General features: G+C 60.5%; 13 protein-coding genes. 7 read left to right on the plus strand and 6 right to left on the minus strand.

The genetic code is table 11. The annotated features are described in order from the left end of the window. Positions 1–65: 65 nt before the first annotated feature. A complete protein-coding gene (locus I2487_RS14005) occupies positions 66–950 on the minus strand; it encodes an ArdC-like ssDNA-binding domain-containing protein (RefSeq protein WP_345941442.1) in 885 nt (294 codons plus the stop codon). Positions 951–1478: 528 nt separating this feature from the next. Beyond that, a complete protein-coding gene (locus I2487_RS14010; protein WP_207172740.1) occupies positions 1479–2555 on the minus strand; it encodes a DUF4192 family protein in 1077 nt (358 codons plus the stop codon). Between the two features lie 485 nt (positions 2556–3040). Here I2487_RS14010 and I2487_RS14015 point away from each other — a divergent pair, with 485 nt between their 5' ends. Beyond that, on the plus strand, positions 3041–3970 hold the full coding sequence (locus I2487_RS14015; RefSeq protein ID WP_207172738.1) for a pentapeptide repeat-containing protein: 930 nt from the start codon (positions 3041–3043) through the stop codon (positions 3968–3970). Here the strand turns inward: I2487_RS14015 and I2487_RS14020 are convergent. From I2487_RS14020 to I2487_RS14030, 3 genes are all read right to left on the minus strand, one after another. Further along, a complete protein-coding gene (locus I2487_RS14020) occupies positions 3935–4498 on the minus strand; it encodes a hypothetical protein (protein ID WP_207172737.1) in 564 nt (187 codons plus the stop codon). The two genes, I2487_RS14015 and I2487_RS14020, sit on opposite strands and share 36 nt — an antisense overlap. A 26-nt stretch (positions 4499–4524) precedes the next feature. Next, a complete protein-coding gene (locus tag I2487_RS14025) occupies positions 4525–5457 on the minus strand; it encodes a transglycosylase SLT domain-containing protein (protein WP_207172735.1) in 933 nt (310 codons plus the stop codon). A 388-nt stretch (positions 5458–5845) separates the two neighbouring features. Further along, complete coding sequence (locus I2487_RS14030; protein WP_345941443.1) at positions 5846–6460, minus strand: hypothetical protein; 615 nt, start codon at positions 6458–6460, stop codon at positions 5846–5848. Between the two features lie 578 nt (positions 6461–7038). On the opposite strand from I2487_RS14030, the gene I2487_RS14035 reads away from it, so the two are divergent. The 3 genes from I2487_RS14035 (at position 7039) to I2487_RS14045 (ending at position 12730) form a co-directional block, all read left to right on the plus strand. After that, entirely contained in the window at positions 7039–8940 is a 1902-nt protein-coding gene (locus I2487_RS14035) for a site-specific DNA-methyltransferase (RefSeq protein WP_345941444.1), read from the plus strand. A 3-nt stretch (positions 8941–8943) separates the two neighbouring features. Next, positions 8944–11283 carry a DEAD/DEAH box helicase family protein gene (locus tag I2487_RS14040; RefSeq protein WP_207173068.1) on the plus strand — a complete coding sequence of 780 codons (2340 nt, stop codon included), beginning with the start codon at positions 8944–8946 and terminating at the stop codon, positions 11281–11283. Between the two features lie 793 nt (positions 11284–12076). Continuing rightward, complete coding sequence (locus I2487_RS14045; protein WP_207172890.1) at positions 12077–12730, plus strand: DUF6308 family protein; 654 nt, start codon at positions 12077–12079, stop codon at positions 12728–12730. Positions 12731–12874: 144 nt separating this feature from the next. Here the strand turns inward: I2487_RS14045 and I2487_RS14050 are convergent, their stop codons facing one another. Continuing rightward, positions 12875–13570 (minus strand): HAD family hydrolase, encoded by a 696-nt coding sequence (locus I2487_RS14050; RefSeq protein ID WP_207172888.1) that lies wholly within the window; start codon positions 13568–13570, stop codon positions 12875–12877. A 225-nt stretch (positions 13571–13795) separates the two neighbouring features. Here I2487_RS14050 and I2487_RS14055 point away from each other — a divergent pair, with 225 nt between their 5' ends. Genes I2487_RS14055 through I2487_RS14065 form a run of 3 tightly spaced genes read left to right on the plus strand, consistent with a single transcriptional unit; the run spans position 13796 to position 15299 of the window. Then, a complete protein-coding gene (locus I2487_RS14055) occupies positions 13796–14197 on the plus strand; it encodes an ArsR/SmtB family transcription factor (RefSeq protein WP_207172886.1) in 402 nt (133 codons plus the stop codon). Between the two features lie 8 nt (positions 14198–14205). After that, the gene (locus I2487_RS14060) at positions 14206–15078 is read left to right on the plus strand and encodes a permease (protein WP_255546448.1); all 873 of its coding nucleotides are present in this window, start codon (positions 14206–14208) and stop codon (positions 15076–15078) included. Between the two features lie 44 nt (positions 15079–15122). Beyond that, complete coding sequence (locus tag I2487_RS14065) at positions 15123–15299, plus strand: hypothetical protein (protein WP_207172882.1); 177 nt, start codon at positions 15123–15125, stop codon at positions 15297–15299. The last annotated feature ends 387 nt before the right edge of the window (positions 15300–15686 follow it).

The raw sequence follows: 15686 nt of genomic DNA on the forward strand, positions 1-15686 counted from the left end.
TCAGAAGTGAGGCCCGTACCTAGCTAGTTTGGATAGCTAGGTCCGGGCCTCTCTCTGTGTGCTGCTTAGGCTGCTGCCTCTACCTGCTCGGCGGTCTCGGTCAGTGCCTCATAGATGATGTGCGAGGCTTTCAGAACGTGGGCGGCGGTGCTGCGTATTATCTCGGTGTCCCCCTTGGCCCATCCGGCGATATAGCCGATGGTGTAGCTGCTGGTGTCGAGTCCGAACATTCCCGCGACCACGTAGGCCACGCTCTCGGCCTCGGTCTCTTTCTGGCCCTGGTGCTCTTCATATTCGCGCAAGTCCTGGTCTGCGTGCAGCACAACGTGTGCGGCCTCGTGGATCATTGTCTTAGCGCGCTGCGCGGGTGAGAGCTTGTCCGAGATAATCACTCTGCGCAGCTCAGGGCTGGTCATGCCGTTGGTCTCCCCGCCGATTGCCTCGGTGGTGACTGTCCATCCCTCATCGGTGAGCCAGTTTTCTACGGCGTCCGCGATGCCCTCGGCGTCGTCGCCTTCGAGGCGGTGGGCGATCACTCCGGCGTTGGCCTTGTCCTCATCTATTATCTCGGTCTGCGAGATATCGAACACTGACAGCGGCGGAAAATACTCGACGTATCGTTCTTCGGTTTCGCCCTTGTCGTTCTCTTCTTCTATCTTCTTCTTGGCGTATCCCAGGATGCGGATACCCTTCTCGCCGCGCTTCACGGATCGGCCGCGCGTCTGCCAGCTTCGGAACCCTGCGATCTGCGAGGCTTCCGGCATCTGAGCCATGACCAAAAGCAAATTGTTCATGCTGTAGGCGTGGAATGACCGGCACCAGGTGAGGTACTTTTCCCACTGCTGCGAGTCGGTCAGGCTCTCGACTCCTGCGGCAATCTTCGCGTGCAGCTCGGCGGCTTCGGCCTTGCGCTGCTCGGGGGTCTTGGTGTTCTTAAATTTCTTAGCCACGGTAGCTGTTCCTCTCGGTAGTGGGGGCTCAGAGCCGGTGCCCTGGGTGGGTCTCCCCATCGTTTTTTCTTCGTGCTGGCGAGCTTGCGAGCTGCCCGCGTCGGAGCTGGCACACCGGAGGCAAGACGGCGAAAAATCTGTGAGGAAATAAGCGAGGAACGAGCGCCGATCAGAATTTTCGACGGCGCAGACCCGGTGAGGAACGAACCGGGTTGTGCCAGCGGAGCGCGGGCGTATGATCCGAAGGACAGCACGACAGAAAAAAGTGGGTCCGGTGTGCAGCGAGGCACGAGCGGAACACCGGAACCACTACAGGCCGGGTCGATGCGAGGAACGAGCAGCGGCCCGGACCTCTAGCGCAGCGCACGGGTTTTCGCGCTGCGCAGCGGAGCCCGAGGGCGGGCAGCTCTCGCCCGCTGCGCGCCGCTCGCGGCGGTGCGCAGCGGTCCCCGATTTTTGAGGCAAAGGACCGACCCGGCCCTAGCTAGTTTGGATAGCTAGGACCGGGCCGGATTCGCCTCTACTCGATCACTGGTTGCGGCGGATCATCCACTGTCCGTAGGAGTGCTCGCGCACTGCGGCCCATCGGCAGACACCCATCGCGTCCAGCATCCGGGGGAACATGATCGAGGGGTCTATCGCCTCGGCCTTGTCTCCGAAAGCTCCCCCGATGGACCCTCGGCCCTTGGTCCACTCAACCCAGTTCATGACCGCGTATGCCTGGGCCATGATCTGCGGCTCATCCTTCGCGCCGGACACGATCACTGCCAGGATTTCCGCCAGGGCGTCGATCCCTGCCCAGTCCGGGGCTTCCCCGGTCAGTCCCAGCGCAAGGCGCTCGGTGCGCTCGTCGTCGGGCGCATCGGTTCCCAGGTAGACCCCACCGGCGGCGGTGCGGTCTCCGGCGGCGAGGACCATCACCGCGTCCCGGTGCTTCTGCCGCTCTAGGGACACTGCCAGGGTGGCCAGGGTGCTCTGCAGGATCGGATCGTGCTTGACGATCCGCTCGAGTGCCGATTCCCAGACCGTGAGCACCTGGGCGGCGTCGAGGTCAGCGGCTCGGGCCTCGTCCAGGAGGTCCGCGAACTCGGGGGCCTCCACGGTCGAGAACCGTTCCACCCGCTGAGCCGGGGTCACCAGGGATTCCCTAGTGAGCCCTGCCAACTGGCGATCACAGATTTCCGTGACCACATTCGCCACAGTCGAGGATGTTTCCGGGGTGCTGAACTGGAACATATCGTCTGCTCCCACGTACCAGCTCATGACCACCTCGGGGCCGTTGAACAGCTCCAACTCTGCGGTGATCTCTGAGACCAGCGGAGACAGCGCCTCAGCGCCGCGCGGGGACTGGTGGGCGTCGTAGATGCCGACCATGATGTGCTCGGACCCGTTGCCTACGGTCGCGTCTCGGACCATTGCCAACACGCGGCCTGTGTGGTCGAGGTTCGGAAGATCAACGCGCAGATGATAGGTCGTCATCCCCTCGTGGATCCCCTGGATCACCAGCGAATTTTCTGGGAGGTATCCGAACGTGGAGACGACACTTGCCAGGTAGCCGGTCGCCTCGCCGATCTGAAGGGCCTTGCTGCTTTCATTCTCAAACATCGGTGTTCCGTATCCGGGGCTGTGAGACGGTGCCAGCTCCCGACCCTCGCCCCTCATCGTTTTTTCTTCGTGCTGGCGAGCTTGCGAGCTGCTCGCGTCGGAACGGAGACACCGAAGGCCAGACGGCCGGGAGTTTTTCGAGGAGATAAGCGAGGAACGAGCGCCGAGAAAAAGTCGTGGCCGGCGCAGACCCCGACGAGGAACGAGGAGGGGTTGTCGCAGTGGAGCGCGGGCTTATGATCCGAAGGACAGCACGACAGAAAAAAGAGAATGGGCCGGTCCTGTAGCGAGGAACGAGCGCAAGGGCCGGCCCATCACAGCCGGACGCGGCAGCGGCCGTCCTCTAGTGCAGCGCACGGGTTTCGCGCTGCACCGCCTGTAGAAGCTCGCGCCCGTGAAATGATCACGGTGTGGGAATACGGATTCGGCGACGGTGGGTTCTGAGGTGGCTTCGCCGCGTCGGGGTGGTTCTCGTCCCGACATTGGTGTTCATCGCGATCGTGGTCTTGATAGTCCGAGCGCCCGATCTATTCCGGTGGCTCGGTGCCGATTCGACGGTGGAAACGGATCAGGCCGGTTCACAGAGACAAGTGCTCCTGCTGCTGTTCGGAGGAATCCTCGCCGCCGTGACCGCACTTCTGTCCTGGAAGCGGCACGGGAGAGAACAGCAGGCTCTTCAGATCGAGCGAGACCGGCATTGGACGAGCCGCTACACGGAAGCCGTTTCACAGCTAGGCGATCCCTCCAACACGCTCAACTATGGCGGTCTCTATGCGCTTCAGCGTCTTGCGATTGAGGCGAGGGAGGCAGAAGACGCGCAGATGATCACGAACCTACTTAGTTCCTATATTCGGGACCAAGCAGCTCTGCGTGACGCTCCGACATCGGATGAGGACGCGCCCAAGCGGGTGCCACCTCAAATCTTGATCGACACCTTCCGCGCGTTAAGCCAAGTCTCGGGTCACCACGAAATCAGTGGGGACTTTCGCGGGTCGAATCTCCAGAAGTTGAACGTATCTAGCCTGACATTGCCGCGTTCTCTATTCTCGAACTGCCATTTGGGTGATGCCAGCTTCTACAAAGCTGAGCTACCCGAGTCTCGGTTCCTCTATAGCTACATGCGCGGAGCCACCTTGCAGGGGTGCCAGTTGATCGACTCAAACTTCCACAAAGCGGACCTGCGCGGAGCCATACTCAAAGGAGCGAGCTTAGAAGGCTGTCTTTTGCACGGGGTAGACCTATCCGGGGCGGACCTACGGGGGACTATCCTCACCGGCGCAAAGGGGTTCAGAGGCAAGCAGTTAGAGGCAGCGGCGAAGTGGGACACCGATACGGTATGGCCAGAGGGGCACCGGCCCTCGACTCCTGAAAAGGGAGTCTCAGGCGGTGTCGTAACTGTAGTCCGAGACAAGTAACTCTCCGTCGTTGCCTTCCTCGAAGTTGAAGAAGAACAGCCGGCGCTCGGTGGGGTTGCTGATCACGTCGCCGTCCTCGGTGACCCATACCCACGTCGCCTCGATGGACACCACTTCATCGGAGGTTGCTCGGTTGGGCTTCACGGTCGGCTGACTGGTCGCGCCGGCCTCGGCAGCTTCGAGCCATTCGGCGCCCGTGGTCGGGCGCTCGGGCGCGGTGATCGACTCGGCAAGCTCTTCGGTCATGAGATCCGCTGCGCGCATTTCGGCTGCGGTCTGATTGAAGTCCTCGTTAGGGTCCCAGGTGGTCATGATCGCCGCGACCTCCATCCCAAGTTCCTCCATCGCCTCTCGATCCGCCAGCGGATCGTCGTCCTGCTCTTCTTCGGGCTCTTCGGCCGGCTCGGGCTGGCTGGCTGACGGGCTCGGCTCTGGCGTGGGTTCTGGCTCCTGAGCGGCCGGCTCATTCGATGAGACAGCGACGTAGGCGAAAGCTCCCGCTGCGCCGCCCAAGATGAGCACGGCCAAGATGATTCCAACGATGGTGCTGCGGCTCATGAGCTGATGCCCTTCTCTCTCAGAAGCGGTGCGGGGTCCACGAGGTTTTCCCAGCCAGGGATGGACTCGTCACCGTTGGGGGTGCCGATTTGGAAGTGTAGGTGCTCACCGGCTGATGAGCCGGTGTTGCCCTGGGTGCATAGCGGGGTGCCGGGGGCAACGGTGTCACCGGGATTGACCTGGATGCTGTTGGCCGCGCAGTGCGCGAACTCGACGTGGAGCCCTGGGGCCTCGGGCTGCTTAGCGAGGACTACCCAGCCGAGTTGTCCCCAGCCGTTGATGATGCCGGTGGCGCGGATCTCTAGATCCATCGGGGCGACGACGGTGGCCCCGGAGGGGCCGGCGAAGTCGATTCCTCGGTGGTCCGAGACGCCGCCGGAGCAGTTGAGCGCGTTGAGGATGGGGCAGGACCTGGCACCAAAGTTTGAGGTCATGGCCGCGCCGGGTAGTGGGCTGGTCCACTCCCCCGTGCCAAGCTCTCCGATCTCTTGGCCACCAACGGGTGAGCAGTCGGCAGAGTAGTTGCCCTGCGCGCTTCCCATGATCTTGTCCACGTACTCTTCGGTTTCCGGGAAGCCGGGGATTCCCCCGGCGCTCTGCACGGCCCCTGGTCCGGCGTTGTACGCCGCCAGGGCGAGTTCCGCGAGCTCCCGCTCATTGCCGGCCAAGTCGGCTACCTCGTCGGACACAGCGGCCATATAGCGGCCCATAGCCGCTATGGCGTCCTCGGGGTTGAAGGGGTCTCCCCCGTCGCCGTAGGTCTCCCAGGTCTGGGGCATGAACTGAGCGATTCCCTGGGCTCCTACAGGGCTTTCAGCGTCGGGGTTCCACCCTGATTCGGCGTCGATCTGCGCGGCCAGGAGATCCACGGACAGGCCCGATTCAGCGGCCGCGGATTCAAGGGCCTCCCGGTATTCCTCGGGAATCACGGAATCGTCCTGTGCAGCGCCGGGACGGCACGAGGCTTGCGGCTCTGGCTCTTCGCCTCCACTGATCGCAATGACCAGGATGAACAGCGGTATCCCGATAAGTAGAGCGAGAATGCCTACGACGAGGCCGCACCCTGACCCTTGATCGTCTGACATACGCCCCCCGATTGCGAACTTTACAACTCACAGTGTATTTCGATTCTATATAACATACATAGTGAAAATAGGGAGCAGTGCTTAAAAGTGGCGAAGCGGTTGGACCATGAACAGGTGCGTCGAACCGGCCTGACTAGCTGATATACGAGGATGATCGTGGACTGTTGCGCATAGGGGGCCGCACGACTACGGTAGGAACTGCCCACCGTTACGACGGATAGGGAAGAAGGCCTTAGAACCCCAGCCGGACGACTGGATCTAGGGCCTTTCGTTTGCCCTCTTCAGGATGAACCATTGAATCTGACGTGTGCTGTTCGAGCATGATCGTGTGTTGAAGCACTTCGAAGTGCGCCGGCTCCCCGAGATACGCGGAGTTCAAGGAACCAAGCACGGCGTCCGCGATCCATAGCAACGGCTCATCGCCACCTCTTAAGTGCTGGATGCGTACACCTTTATTGAGTCCCTGTGCTTGAAGGGCCACGATGTGAGCCCGGTCTTTCTTGTCCTGGGACGATCCCCGGCTCTCCAATGTCACCGGATAGACCTCGGCACCAGCCAACTCGTAGTAGAGCGTTTCTAGACACTTGCGGCGAAATCGCTCTGTCTTGGCTTGTCGTTCGCTGAGGTGAGCAACGATGAAGTTCATCGGCTCCAAGTCGGCAATGGCGGAGACAATTCGACGACGTCGACTCTCACGCTCATCTGTCCAGTGCAGTTTGATCTGGCCTGGCAATAGCAAAGTGCGAAGTTCCTCGCGGATGGCAGCCTCATCTGCGGCATCCAGAATTGCTGCGCCTATTAGGTATTCCTGGGTCGACTCGCTGCGATAACAGCTCGACTCGTCCACGTAGGCACCTAAAGCTCCCGGCATTTGATCCACCGATATACCGTAGCCGACTGCGTGCTATCGAAGAATGCGATGCATCGGGGTATATCCACAACTGCGCGCCGCTCGCCGGCTGCGGCTACATGCGGCACGAAGTACTCACGGGAGCTATCGCAGCAGGAGTTTTGCCATCTCTAGAAGCGGCAGCAGCGCTCACGGCCGGTCCCCCACCTCAGCGCACCAGTTCTCGAGTCACCGTGCCCATACGCTCGAAGTGTCCTCTGACGATTCCGCCCAAGAGAATCCCAGCGTTCATTCCTGCTGAGCTGTCTCTGGCGCATGCGACCACGCTTCTGTTCTCGTTTAAAGGAAGACACCCCTCATCGGTAGGGTTACGACGATAGGAAACAACCGCCACGCCTGGCAGTGTGGAAAGTCAGGAAAACAGAGATGAGCGCGATTACAGCTGCGCTGGGGCTTGCCTCTGTCAATGTCCGTGGCACCTGCTCTACTTGTTACGAGCGTCGACCAGCTGGCGGACGCTCGAATTGTGGGACCTGTGTGCCCGGTACGTATGCGCATCAATAAAGGGGCATGTAGTGGATGATCTGACGGAACTCGAGTCGCTGCCGGTCGAGCAGCTGATCGAGATGATCCGCGAAAAGACAGGTGCCGGAGTAAATCTGTCTTTTCCGGGCAAGGTTCTCGCTCGTCAGATCGGACGCCGAGTGCGTCCAAGAAACCAACGCCTCGTGAAGCACTTGAGCGCCGGCGACGAGCACGGTCGATCCCGCAATATGATCCTCGAAGGCGACAACCTTCAAGCCATAGCGTCCCTGTATCGCGAACGCGGTCATATCGACATGATCCTGACGGACCCGCCATACAACACGGGAGAGGATTTCCGGTACAACGACAAGTGGGATAAAGACCCCAACGACCCCGACATGGGTGAGTTCGTGGGCAGCGACGACCCCGCGAAACACACCAAGTGGATGAAGTTCATGTATCCCCGGCTTCAAATGATGAGGGCGATGCTCAAGCCTTCCGGTGTGCTAGCTATCTGCATCGACAACCGCGAGCTGTTCCACCTCGGCCAGATGCTTGACGAGCTATTCGGCGAAGAAAACCGCTTGGCCATCATCAACTGGCAGAAAACCGCTGCCCCGCGCTCTGACAAGTCAGGAGTCACGACCACGACCGAGTACGTGCTCGTCTACGCGCGGGACCTCGCCCGGACCAAGACTGCCTCACTGGACCGTACCGACGCGGACAATCGACGCTACTCGAACGTCGACCACGATTCCGGGGGCATGTGGCGGGAAGGAAATCTCACAGCCCGCACCTGGGCAGAGAAAGGCGACTTCGCAATTCAGTCGCCCTTCACCGGGGAGATGCACTATCCCGCGGGAGAAGGCGCATGGCGCCACCCTAAGCGGAACATCAAGACATGGTTGGAGCAGTGGGGTTCCGCTTACCACGAGAAGACAATCGGTGACGGCAAAGTCAAGGCCCTCGTCCTCAAAGACGGCTTTCAACCAGAGAGCGCTGAGCGCGCGAAGAAACGGTTAGGCGAGCCCGAATGGCCATTCATCTGGTTTGGCAGAGACGGCCAGGGACGACCCAGAACGAAGACATACCTAGAACAGATTAAAAAGGGCAAAGTGCCTGTCACCTACTGGGCAGACGAACAGCTCGACATGCCCGAGGAGCTCGGTTCAACCTCGTGGGATTTTGAAGAATCGGGACGGAGCAGCGACGGAGCAAACGAGCTGACGGCCATCGTCGGAAAGGGGCATGGCTTCACAACTGTGAAGCCCTTGAAGTTGATGATGAAATTGATCCAGCTATGGGTGCCTGCTCACGGCACCGTTCTGGACCCTTTCGCCGGATCGGGCACTACTGGCCACGCCGTGCTCGCCCTCAACGCTATGGCAGAGACCGACAGGCGATTCATCTTGATAGAGCAGGGCCGCCCCGAGAGCAAAGATTCCTACGCGAAGACCTTGACCGCCAACAGGCTCAAGCGCGTCCTCAGCGGCGATTGGGCCAACGGCAAGGGTCAAACAGTTGCTGGCGGATTCACCTTCAAAGTCTTGGAGAAGAGGGTCGACGCCAAGACACTTCTTCTCATGGAGCGCGACGAGATGATCGACACCGTCATCGCCTCGCACTCCAGCACCGGAAGCCGTAGGTCAGCCGTTCTGATCCCGATGGACCGGGACGGTGAGCCCTACACGTACCTCGTCGCCAAGAACGCGAGCAACGAAGGCATCTACCTCGTGTGGTCCGGTGCGAACTCGAACACCGACCTCACCGAAGAGGTCTATGAGGCGATCAACGAGGAAGCTAATACGGCTGGTCTGGGGGACGTTTACCACGTGTACAGCCGACGCAACTTCCTCGTCACAGACGATGTGATCTGGTATCAGATCCCTGACAGGATCCTGTCCGACTTCGGCTTGGACGTCCGCACCGAGTCCTTTACCGAGGAAGGCTGACCAATGGCACTCGAACTCTTCCAGTTCCAGCAAATCGCCGCGTCGCAGATCGCGGACCGTTATGTGGAGTACATTTCCGAACCGATCGTATTCGGGCGAGGCTCAAAGCGACGTGACGTTCCGTTCTACCAATCGCTGTCTGCCATTACGGGCTCGGGAAAGACCGCAATCCTGGCGCAGGCGGTAAGTGAAATCGCGGCCCTGTCCGAGGTACCGCCGGTCATTCTGTGGTTGTCCAAGGGAAAAGTCGTAGTCCAGCAGAGCTACGCAAACCTGGCCGACGGCGGGAAGTACAACCATCTTCTCGCCGACATCACCGTACGACTCCTGAGTGAGTATGACCCGGACGACGTAGCCAACTCGAAGGAAGCCCTGCTCTACTTCGCTACCGTCGGCACGTTCAACCAGAAGGACCGCGAAAAGAGCAACCTAAAAATCTTCGCAGCCGATACGGACAACATTGAGTCGAATCGGTGGGAAGCTCTCAAGGTCCGCGAGACCGCCGAAGGCCAGCGTCGCCCCCTCGTCGTGGTCTATGACGAGGCACAGAACCTCAGCGACCAGCAGACGACGCTGCTGCTCGAGCAGCAGCCGGCCGCGTTTCTCCTCGCAAGCGCGACGTTGCGTTTCCCGGCTCAATTCGACACCGAGGTCATCCAGCCTCTACGAACCTCAGGCGGCTATAAGGACCAAGACCTCATCAGCCCAGTGAAGTCTGCGACTGTCGTCGGGTCAGGACTGGTGAAGGGCCTGATATCGCTGGAGGGGCTTAACGCCCCGATGGAAGAGACTGTCGCCGAGATGCTCACCGACATGCGCGAAACAGAGAACGCCGCCAAGGCGGAAAATCTGAGCTTCTCACCAAAAGCGATCTACGTCTGCAACACGAACATCCTCGCTGATGATGCAAGCCAAACGGATGACCCCCAGCAACAGTTCGACCAGAGACAGGCGCCACCGATCACGATCTGGCGCTATCTGACTGAACAGTGCGGCGTGCCCGCCGAAGAAATCGCCGTCTACGCAGACCTCAAGACCCACAAAGATTTCCCGCTACCGTCAGAGTTCACTCTATTCAACGGTGGCGAAAGCGACTACGAAGATTTCGTGGCGGGGGACTACCGCCACATCATCTTTAACAAGACTCTTCAAGAGGGCTGGGACGACCCCAGCGTTTACTTCGCCTATGTCGACAAGACAATGGAGTCCACTGTCGATATCACTCAGGTAGTCGGGCGCGTACTTCGGCAGCCTGGTGCCACGCACTACGGAGCTGACCGCCTGAACACGGCGCACTTCTACGTCAGAGTAGACAGGAATGACTCATTCAGCCAGGTCGTCGAGGACTTACGCAAGGGACTCGGCGACGACGCACCCGAGGTGCGCATCCTGACTTCCCCTCCAGGAACGGAAGAGCCGGAAAGCCTGTCTGCGAAACAGCAGTTAACGGTGCCACGCACTTTCATCAACAACGTTCCCACGGTCGCGCCGGTGGAGGATGTCATCGCAAAAGTGCACGACTACTCGCAGGACAAGGTCAATACACACGGGGTTGGCCGACGAAGAACAGTGCAGCAGACGATCGGCTCTTCGGAATCTGTAGATTCTGAGTGGGTCGACTTCGAACAGTCGAACCGCGTCAGCGCACGCTGGGTGTTCCGTCGTGAAGTCACACGCCGCTACAAGCCGGCACTGATGGTGATGGACACCGACACGGAGAAGTTCGACGCCAAGGTAGGGGTCGGCAGCAACGCCTATTCAAGCCTGGCGACCAGCGCCACCGATGCCGTCGCGGAGTACCTGCGCTACGCCGTGATCAAGCAGCATAAACCCAAGCCTTATGCAGTGGGTAGCACGCTGGTCCGTCGTGGCAGCATGGACACCTTTAGGAATGCGCTCCACGAGGGCTACGACGGATTGAACGACCTGGAACGCCGCTTCGCGCGTGCCATTGACGAGACAGGTCTTCCATGGGCGAGGAACCGATCGCAGACCGGCTACAAGATCCCACTAGTCTCGCAAGGACAGACGGTCTGGTTCTTCCCCGATTTCCTCGTCTGGGCCGGCGATACGGTCATCTGCGTCGATACCAAGGGCAGCCACATCGTAGAAGGTGATGCCCGTCGCAAGCTGCTCTCTATTCAGCCGCATAAGGACGTCTCTACCCGAGTGCTCGTAAAGTTTGTGACCGAGGGTAGTTGGAAAGCTGACGGCACACCGGATAGCAAAGACGGTTTTTCGATTTGGGAGCTCGGATCCGGCCAGGACCTGAGACCACTTCCGCACAGCGACCTAGAGTCGGTCGCGAAAGCTATTGTCGCGGTCAAGGACGATGAAGGTTAGAGAAACTGCGCTAATCCGTCACCGCCGGCATGACGGCCACTCCTGGCCCTGACACCGCCACACGCAGTCGATTATTCGCACGCGGTCCCCCTGCATAACTGTCCAACCTTGGAGCAGAGGCGACAAATTTACACAGAACAGCTGTCTTTCAACCCTTAGGTTGCGAGACAGCGAGATGCGACACCTCTCCCCCGCTCAAGATCCGCGAAATCTCGCAGAGGACAATTCCCCCCAGCGCTTCGCAACGGTGTCTCGATAGCTTCGTGCACTCGTCGTCGGTTACGAGACACCCGCACGAGGCAGCGATAGAGAACATTCAACGGGGATGCTTTGACGGGCGCTAAGGAGGATGGCGCTCCGAGCCCTGCACTGAGATCGCATGCTTGCGCCAGAAACGCGCAAACCCCGCGGCCGAAGTGTGAGGGAACACTGTTTCCGGACGCGGGGTTTACTGAATCACTCGCACCTTCAAGAGGTAGTCCCGACACTAGAGAGATTTCTTGGACAAACAGTGTTCGTGGCCTGGGAGCTCCCTGGAGCTAGCAATCGGGCAGCGCTAAGGCTGGGAGGAAGCGAACGGTAGAGGCTCCCTAACTGACACACCTTCCCCGCAGATTGGCCCAGAGCATCATGCCTGTCATGCTCCACCACTGACGATTACGACAACGACCAGGTCTTACCTCGGCAGGGGCCGCCGGCAACCACGCATTTGCTCTCGCTTGAGTCTTGATGGTTTCTGCACCGCCTGTGACCGGTCGAGCTAAAGGGTCGCAGGAGGGATAGTGTTCGAGGCATGGCCTCCACCGTCACGTTCAACGTCGCAGGCACCGATTATGGGCTCGATCAAGCGCTCGACCGCTTCGTCGGCTACCCGCGCAAGACGCCACCTAGGTTCGACTACCCGCCGTCCGGTGGCCACGGGACAATCACCCCGGAAGAGATTAAGCGGACTCGGTACGTAAGTTCGAGAATCTCGCACGCCGAGGGTGACTATTTCATCGCACGGGCTGCGGATGCCCCATGGATCGCGACGGGTGCGGATCTCGCCGACGCGGACCCAGAAGTGCGCGGTGGACTCTTCGACGACATGTCGGACCTGTACTGGCACTTCTTCGGGACGGCCCCGCGCGGAATTTCTTTCGCGAAGGTCTCTAAGGTCCTACACGTGAAGTACCCGGCTGTGTTCCCGCTATTGGACTCTCGTCTGTGGAAGGCATACCGGACGGCTGCCCGGGCCCACGCGGCGCGATACCCAGAACTACGGCAAAGCCAGCTCAGGTGGATCGCCGTACGCGAGGACCTACTCGCCGCCCGCTCGTCCGGTGCCATCGAAGACTTGCGCGAAGCCTTGGCCCGGTACGAGCACCAGGAGCCGGCTGTCCAACAGCGCGTCCGCGACATGACACAGCTGACCGACCTGAGATTGCTCGACATCCTCGTTTGGTGACCTAGGAGGATCTAGAGCAGGTACGCGAAGCACCGTTGCATCGACTTCACCGCGCTGTCCATCGCCAAATCGTCCGCCCGTAAGCCGATCCCTCAGCGGGCACCGATTCCTGAACTGGACTACAAGTGCCCGGAAGACGCCCGACTAGCGGGCAGTTTTCGAACTCGACACGAGTTCGGAAAGCACCGCTTCGGTGATGCCTTCAGAATGAGTCTCGTAGCGGTCAACCAGAAGGCCACGCATCCCCGCAGCCCGAGCGCCCGCGACATCATGGGCAGCGTTATCCCCCACGAACAGGCATTCCGAAACACGCACTCCGAGCCCCTGCGCCAACACGAGGAACGCTGCTGGATCAGGCTTCTGGACCCCGATCGCCTCGGAGGTGCATACGACATCGAACTCGTCAGCAAGGCCTGTGCGACGGAGTTTGTCGAGCTGTTGTTTCTCAGCTCCATTCGATAGCAGTCCCACTCGGTATCTCGATGCCCGCAGAGCGCGCAGAAGCTCAAGGCTGTCAGGAAAGGCCCGCCATTCCTCCTGGTAGGCACGCAGGTACACATCGAACAGCTCATCGAGCTGGGCATCCGGTTCTGGCGGCTTCATGCCCAGCAACGGCAGCACGGTGCGGAGTCTCTTCCGGCGCTGGTCCTGGAAACTGATCTGTCCCGTTCGCCATCGTTCGAAGTGCGTCTTCTCGGCCTCAAACCACGCTTGACGGGCCCCAGAAGAAGGGTCTATCCCCAACGACAGGAAGAACGCATCGACCCCTGCCTCGGCTGAGCCCTGGTGATCGAACAGGGTGCCATCGAGATCAAACCCGACTGCGTGCAACGTGACCATCACTCCAGCCTACAAATCTGCAGGCGTGGAAGTGGACGCTGTGACCTCTCCACTCCAGCGACCTGCATCCCCAGAGATGCAGAACCCCGAATCCTGGTCATAGGATCACCAGCCGGTACTTGATGCCCGATGAAGCCCAGACTCCTCGCGGTGCCGCACACCACCCCTGAACACTGGTATAAACGTACGCTTGTATCACAAGCCGCCGCTTGTTAGTGTGGCGTCATGGCTTCCACGATCCAACTTCCCGAGCTGACCTCAGACCTGAATCCCAGAGAACAGGCGGCCTATCTGGCTCCGACCCTTGCGGCTCTCGCCGATGAGAACCGGCTGACGATCATCTTGTCCTTGGCCGGCGGGGCCAAGACGGTCAAGCAACTTCAAGAGGCTACGGGCATGAGCCAGGCGCTGGTCAGCCACCACGTTGCAGCTCTGCGCAAGGCCGAGCTGGTCACCTCGACCCCGCAGGGGCGAGCGAACCTCATCTCGACCTGCTGTGAGCAGCTCGCCGCCCCCGTGCAGTGGCTTGCCTACCTCGCCACGCTCACACCGGAGGGTCAGCAAGCATGCTGCACCGATGCGGGCTTACCTGCCGCACGCGCCACGGCGGTCGAGGAGGTCAAGTAACCGTGCTGATGGATGTTCTTTCGACCTTCGCTGTGCTCTTGGTCGAACTGCTGGCACTGTTTCTGGTGGTCTCGACCCTTGTCGCTCTGGTCAACCGCCGTTTCGGCCCGGAGAAACTGCGTCAATGGCTCGGCAGCGGGCGCGTCCCCGGCCCGGTCAAGGGATTACTGCTGGGGGCGATCACACCGTTCTGCTCTTGCTCGACTCTGCCGATGCTCGTGGGCATGCTCAATGCCGGGGTCGCGTTCCAGACCGCGATGACGTTTCTCATCGCTTCGCCGCTGCTGAATCCGATCATCGTCGGCGGCATGGTCATCATCTTCGGTTGGCAGACTGCACTCGTCTACACCTTGTTCATGATCGTCGTCGCGCTCATCATCCCCTGGGTGTGGAAAGCGCTCGGGTTAACTGACGCCCTGAAACGTGTCCGCGTCACAGGAGAAAGCACCCCCGAACCATGGAGCGGGGTGCGCCGAGAACTTCCCGGCGCGTTGCGCCAGGCATGGCGTGACCTGCGGCCCCTGCTGATCCCGATGCTCATCGGAATCGCGATCGGCGCGACGATCTATGGGACCGTGCCCGAAGACCAGCTCGCCGGGTTCGCCGGCGCCGGAACCTGGTGGGCGGTGCCCCTGGCGGCTGTGATCGGTATCCCGCTCTATATCCGCCTCGAGACCATGCTCCCGATCGCGCTCGCTTTGCAGACCGCAGGCGTCGGGATAGGACCGATCTTCGCGCTCATGATCGGCGGCGCCGGCGCCTCCCCACCCGAGGTGTCCATGCTCGCGGCGATCTTCAAACCTCGCCTCCTCGCCGCGTTCGTCATCACGATTATCACCGTGGCGATCCTCGGTGGCTACCTCATCTCACTGACCGCCTGACCATCGCAGTACCCGCAAGAAACACGAGAAAGGAAACCCCGCACATGGGAATCAAGAACCTCTTCACTGGAAACGCACACAAGACCGCAGACAAGGAGCAGTCCGACTGCTGCAACATCCAGATCGTCCCCGACGACGCCCCCGAGCAGCAGAGCAACACCGGGACAGACGATCAGCAGAGCGCGTGCTGTGAACAAAGCACCGAATCCGCAAAGAAGTAACGTTCACTCCAGTTGCCGCGCAGGGTCACCCCTGCGCGGCAACCCCTACCCCCAGAAGTACGCGGTTCCCGATGAACCTGGTGAGAGGAACATCCACACCGACGTGCTTATAGCACCGCATCACCCGCACCACCCTCTAGGTCGACACCACAACACGCACCCACCGATACGCCGCGAGACACTGAACAAACTCGCCGAGACGCCTCACCCCGGGTCCTCAGTCGCAGCGACAAGTCGCAGTCCATTCTCAGCGTGAGATGCCACCCCCACTGCCCGTAGACCGATCGGCGGATTCTGGCGGTCATTGCAACAGGAGGTCTTCGATCAGTTCGATCGGCTTCTGAAAACCTAGTCTTTTCCGTGGTCGATCATTGAGTTCCTGGGCTA

Source organism: Nesterenkonia sp. E16_10, from assembly GCF_017347085.1.
In the GTDB taxonomy this organism is placed as follows: Bacteria; Actinomycetota; Actinomycetes; order Actinomycetales; family Micrococcaceae; genus Nesterenkonia.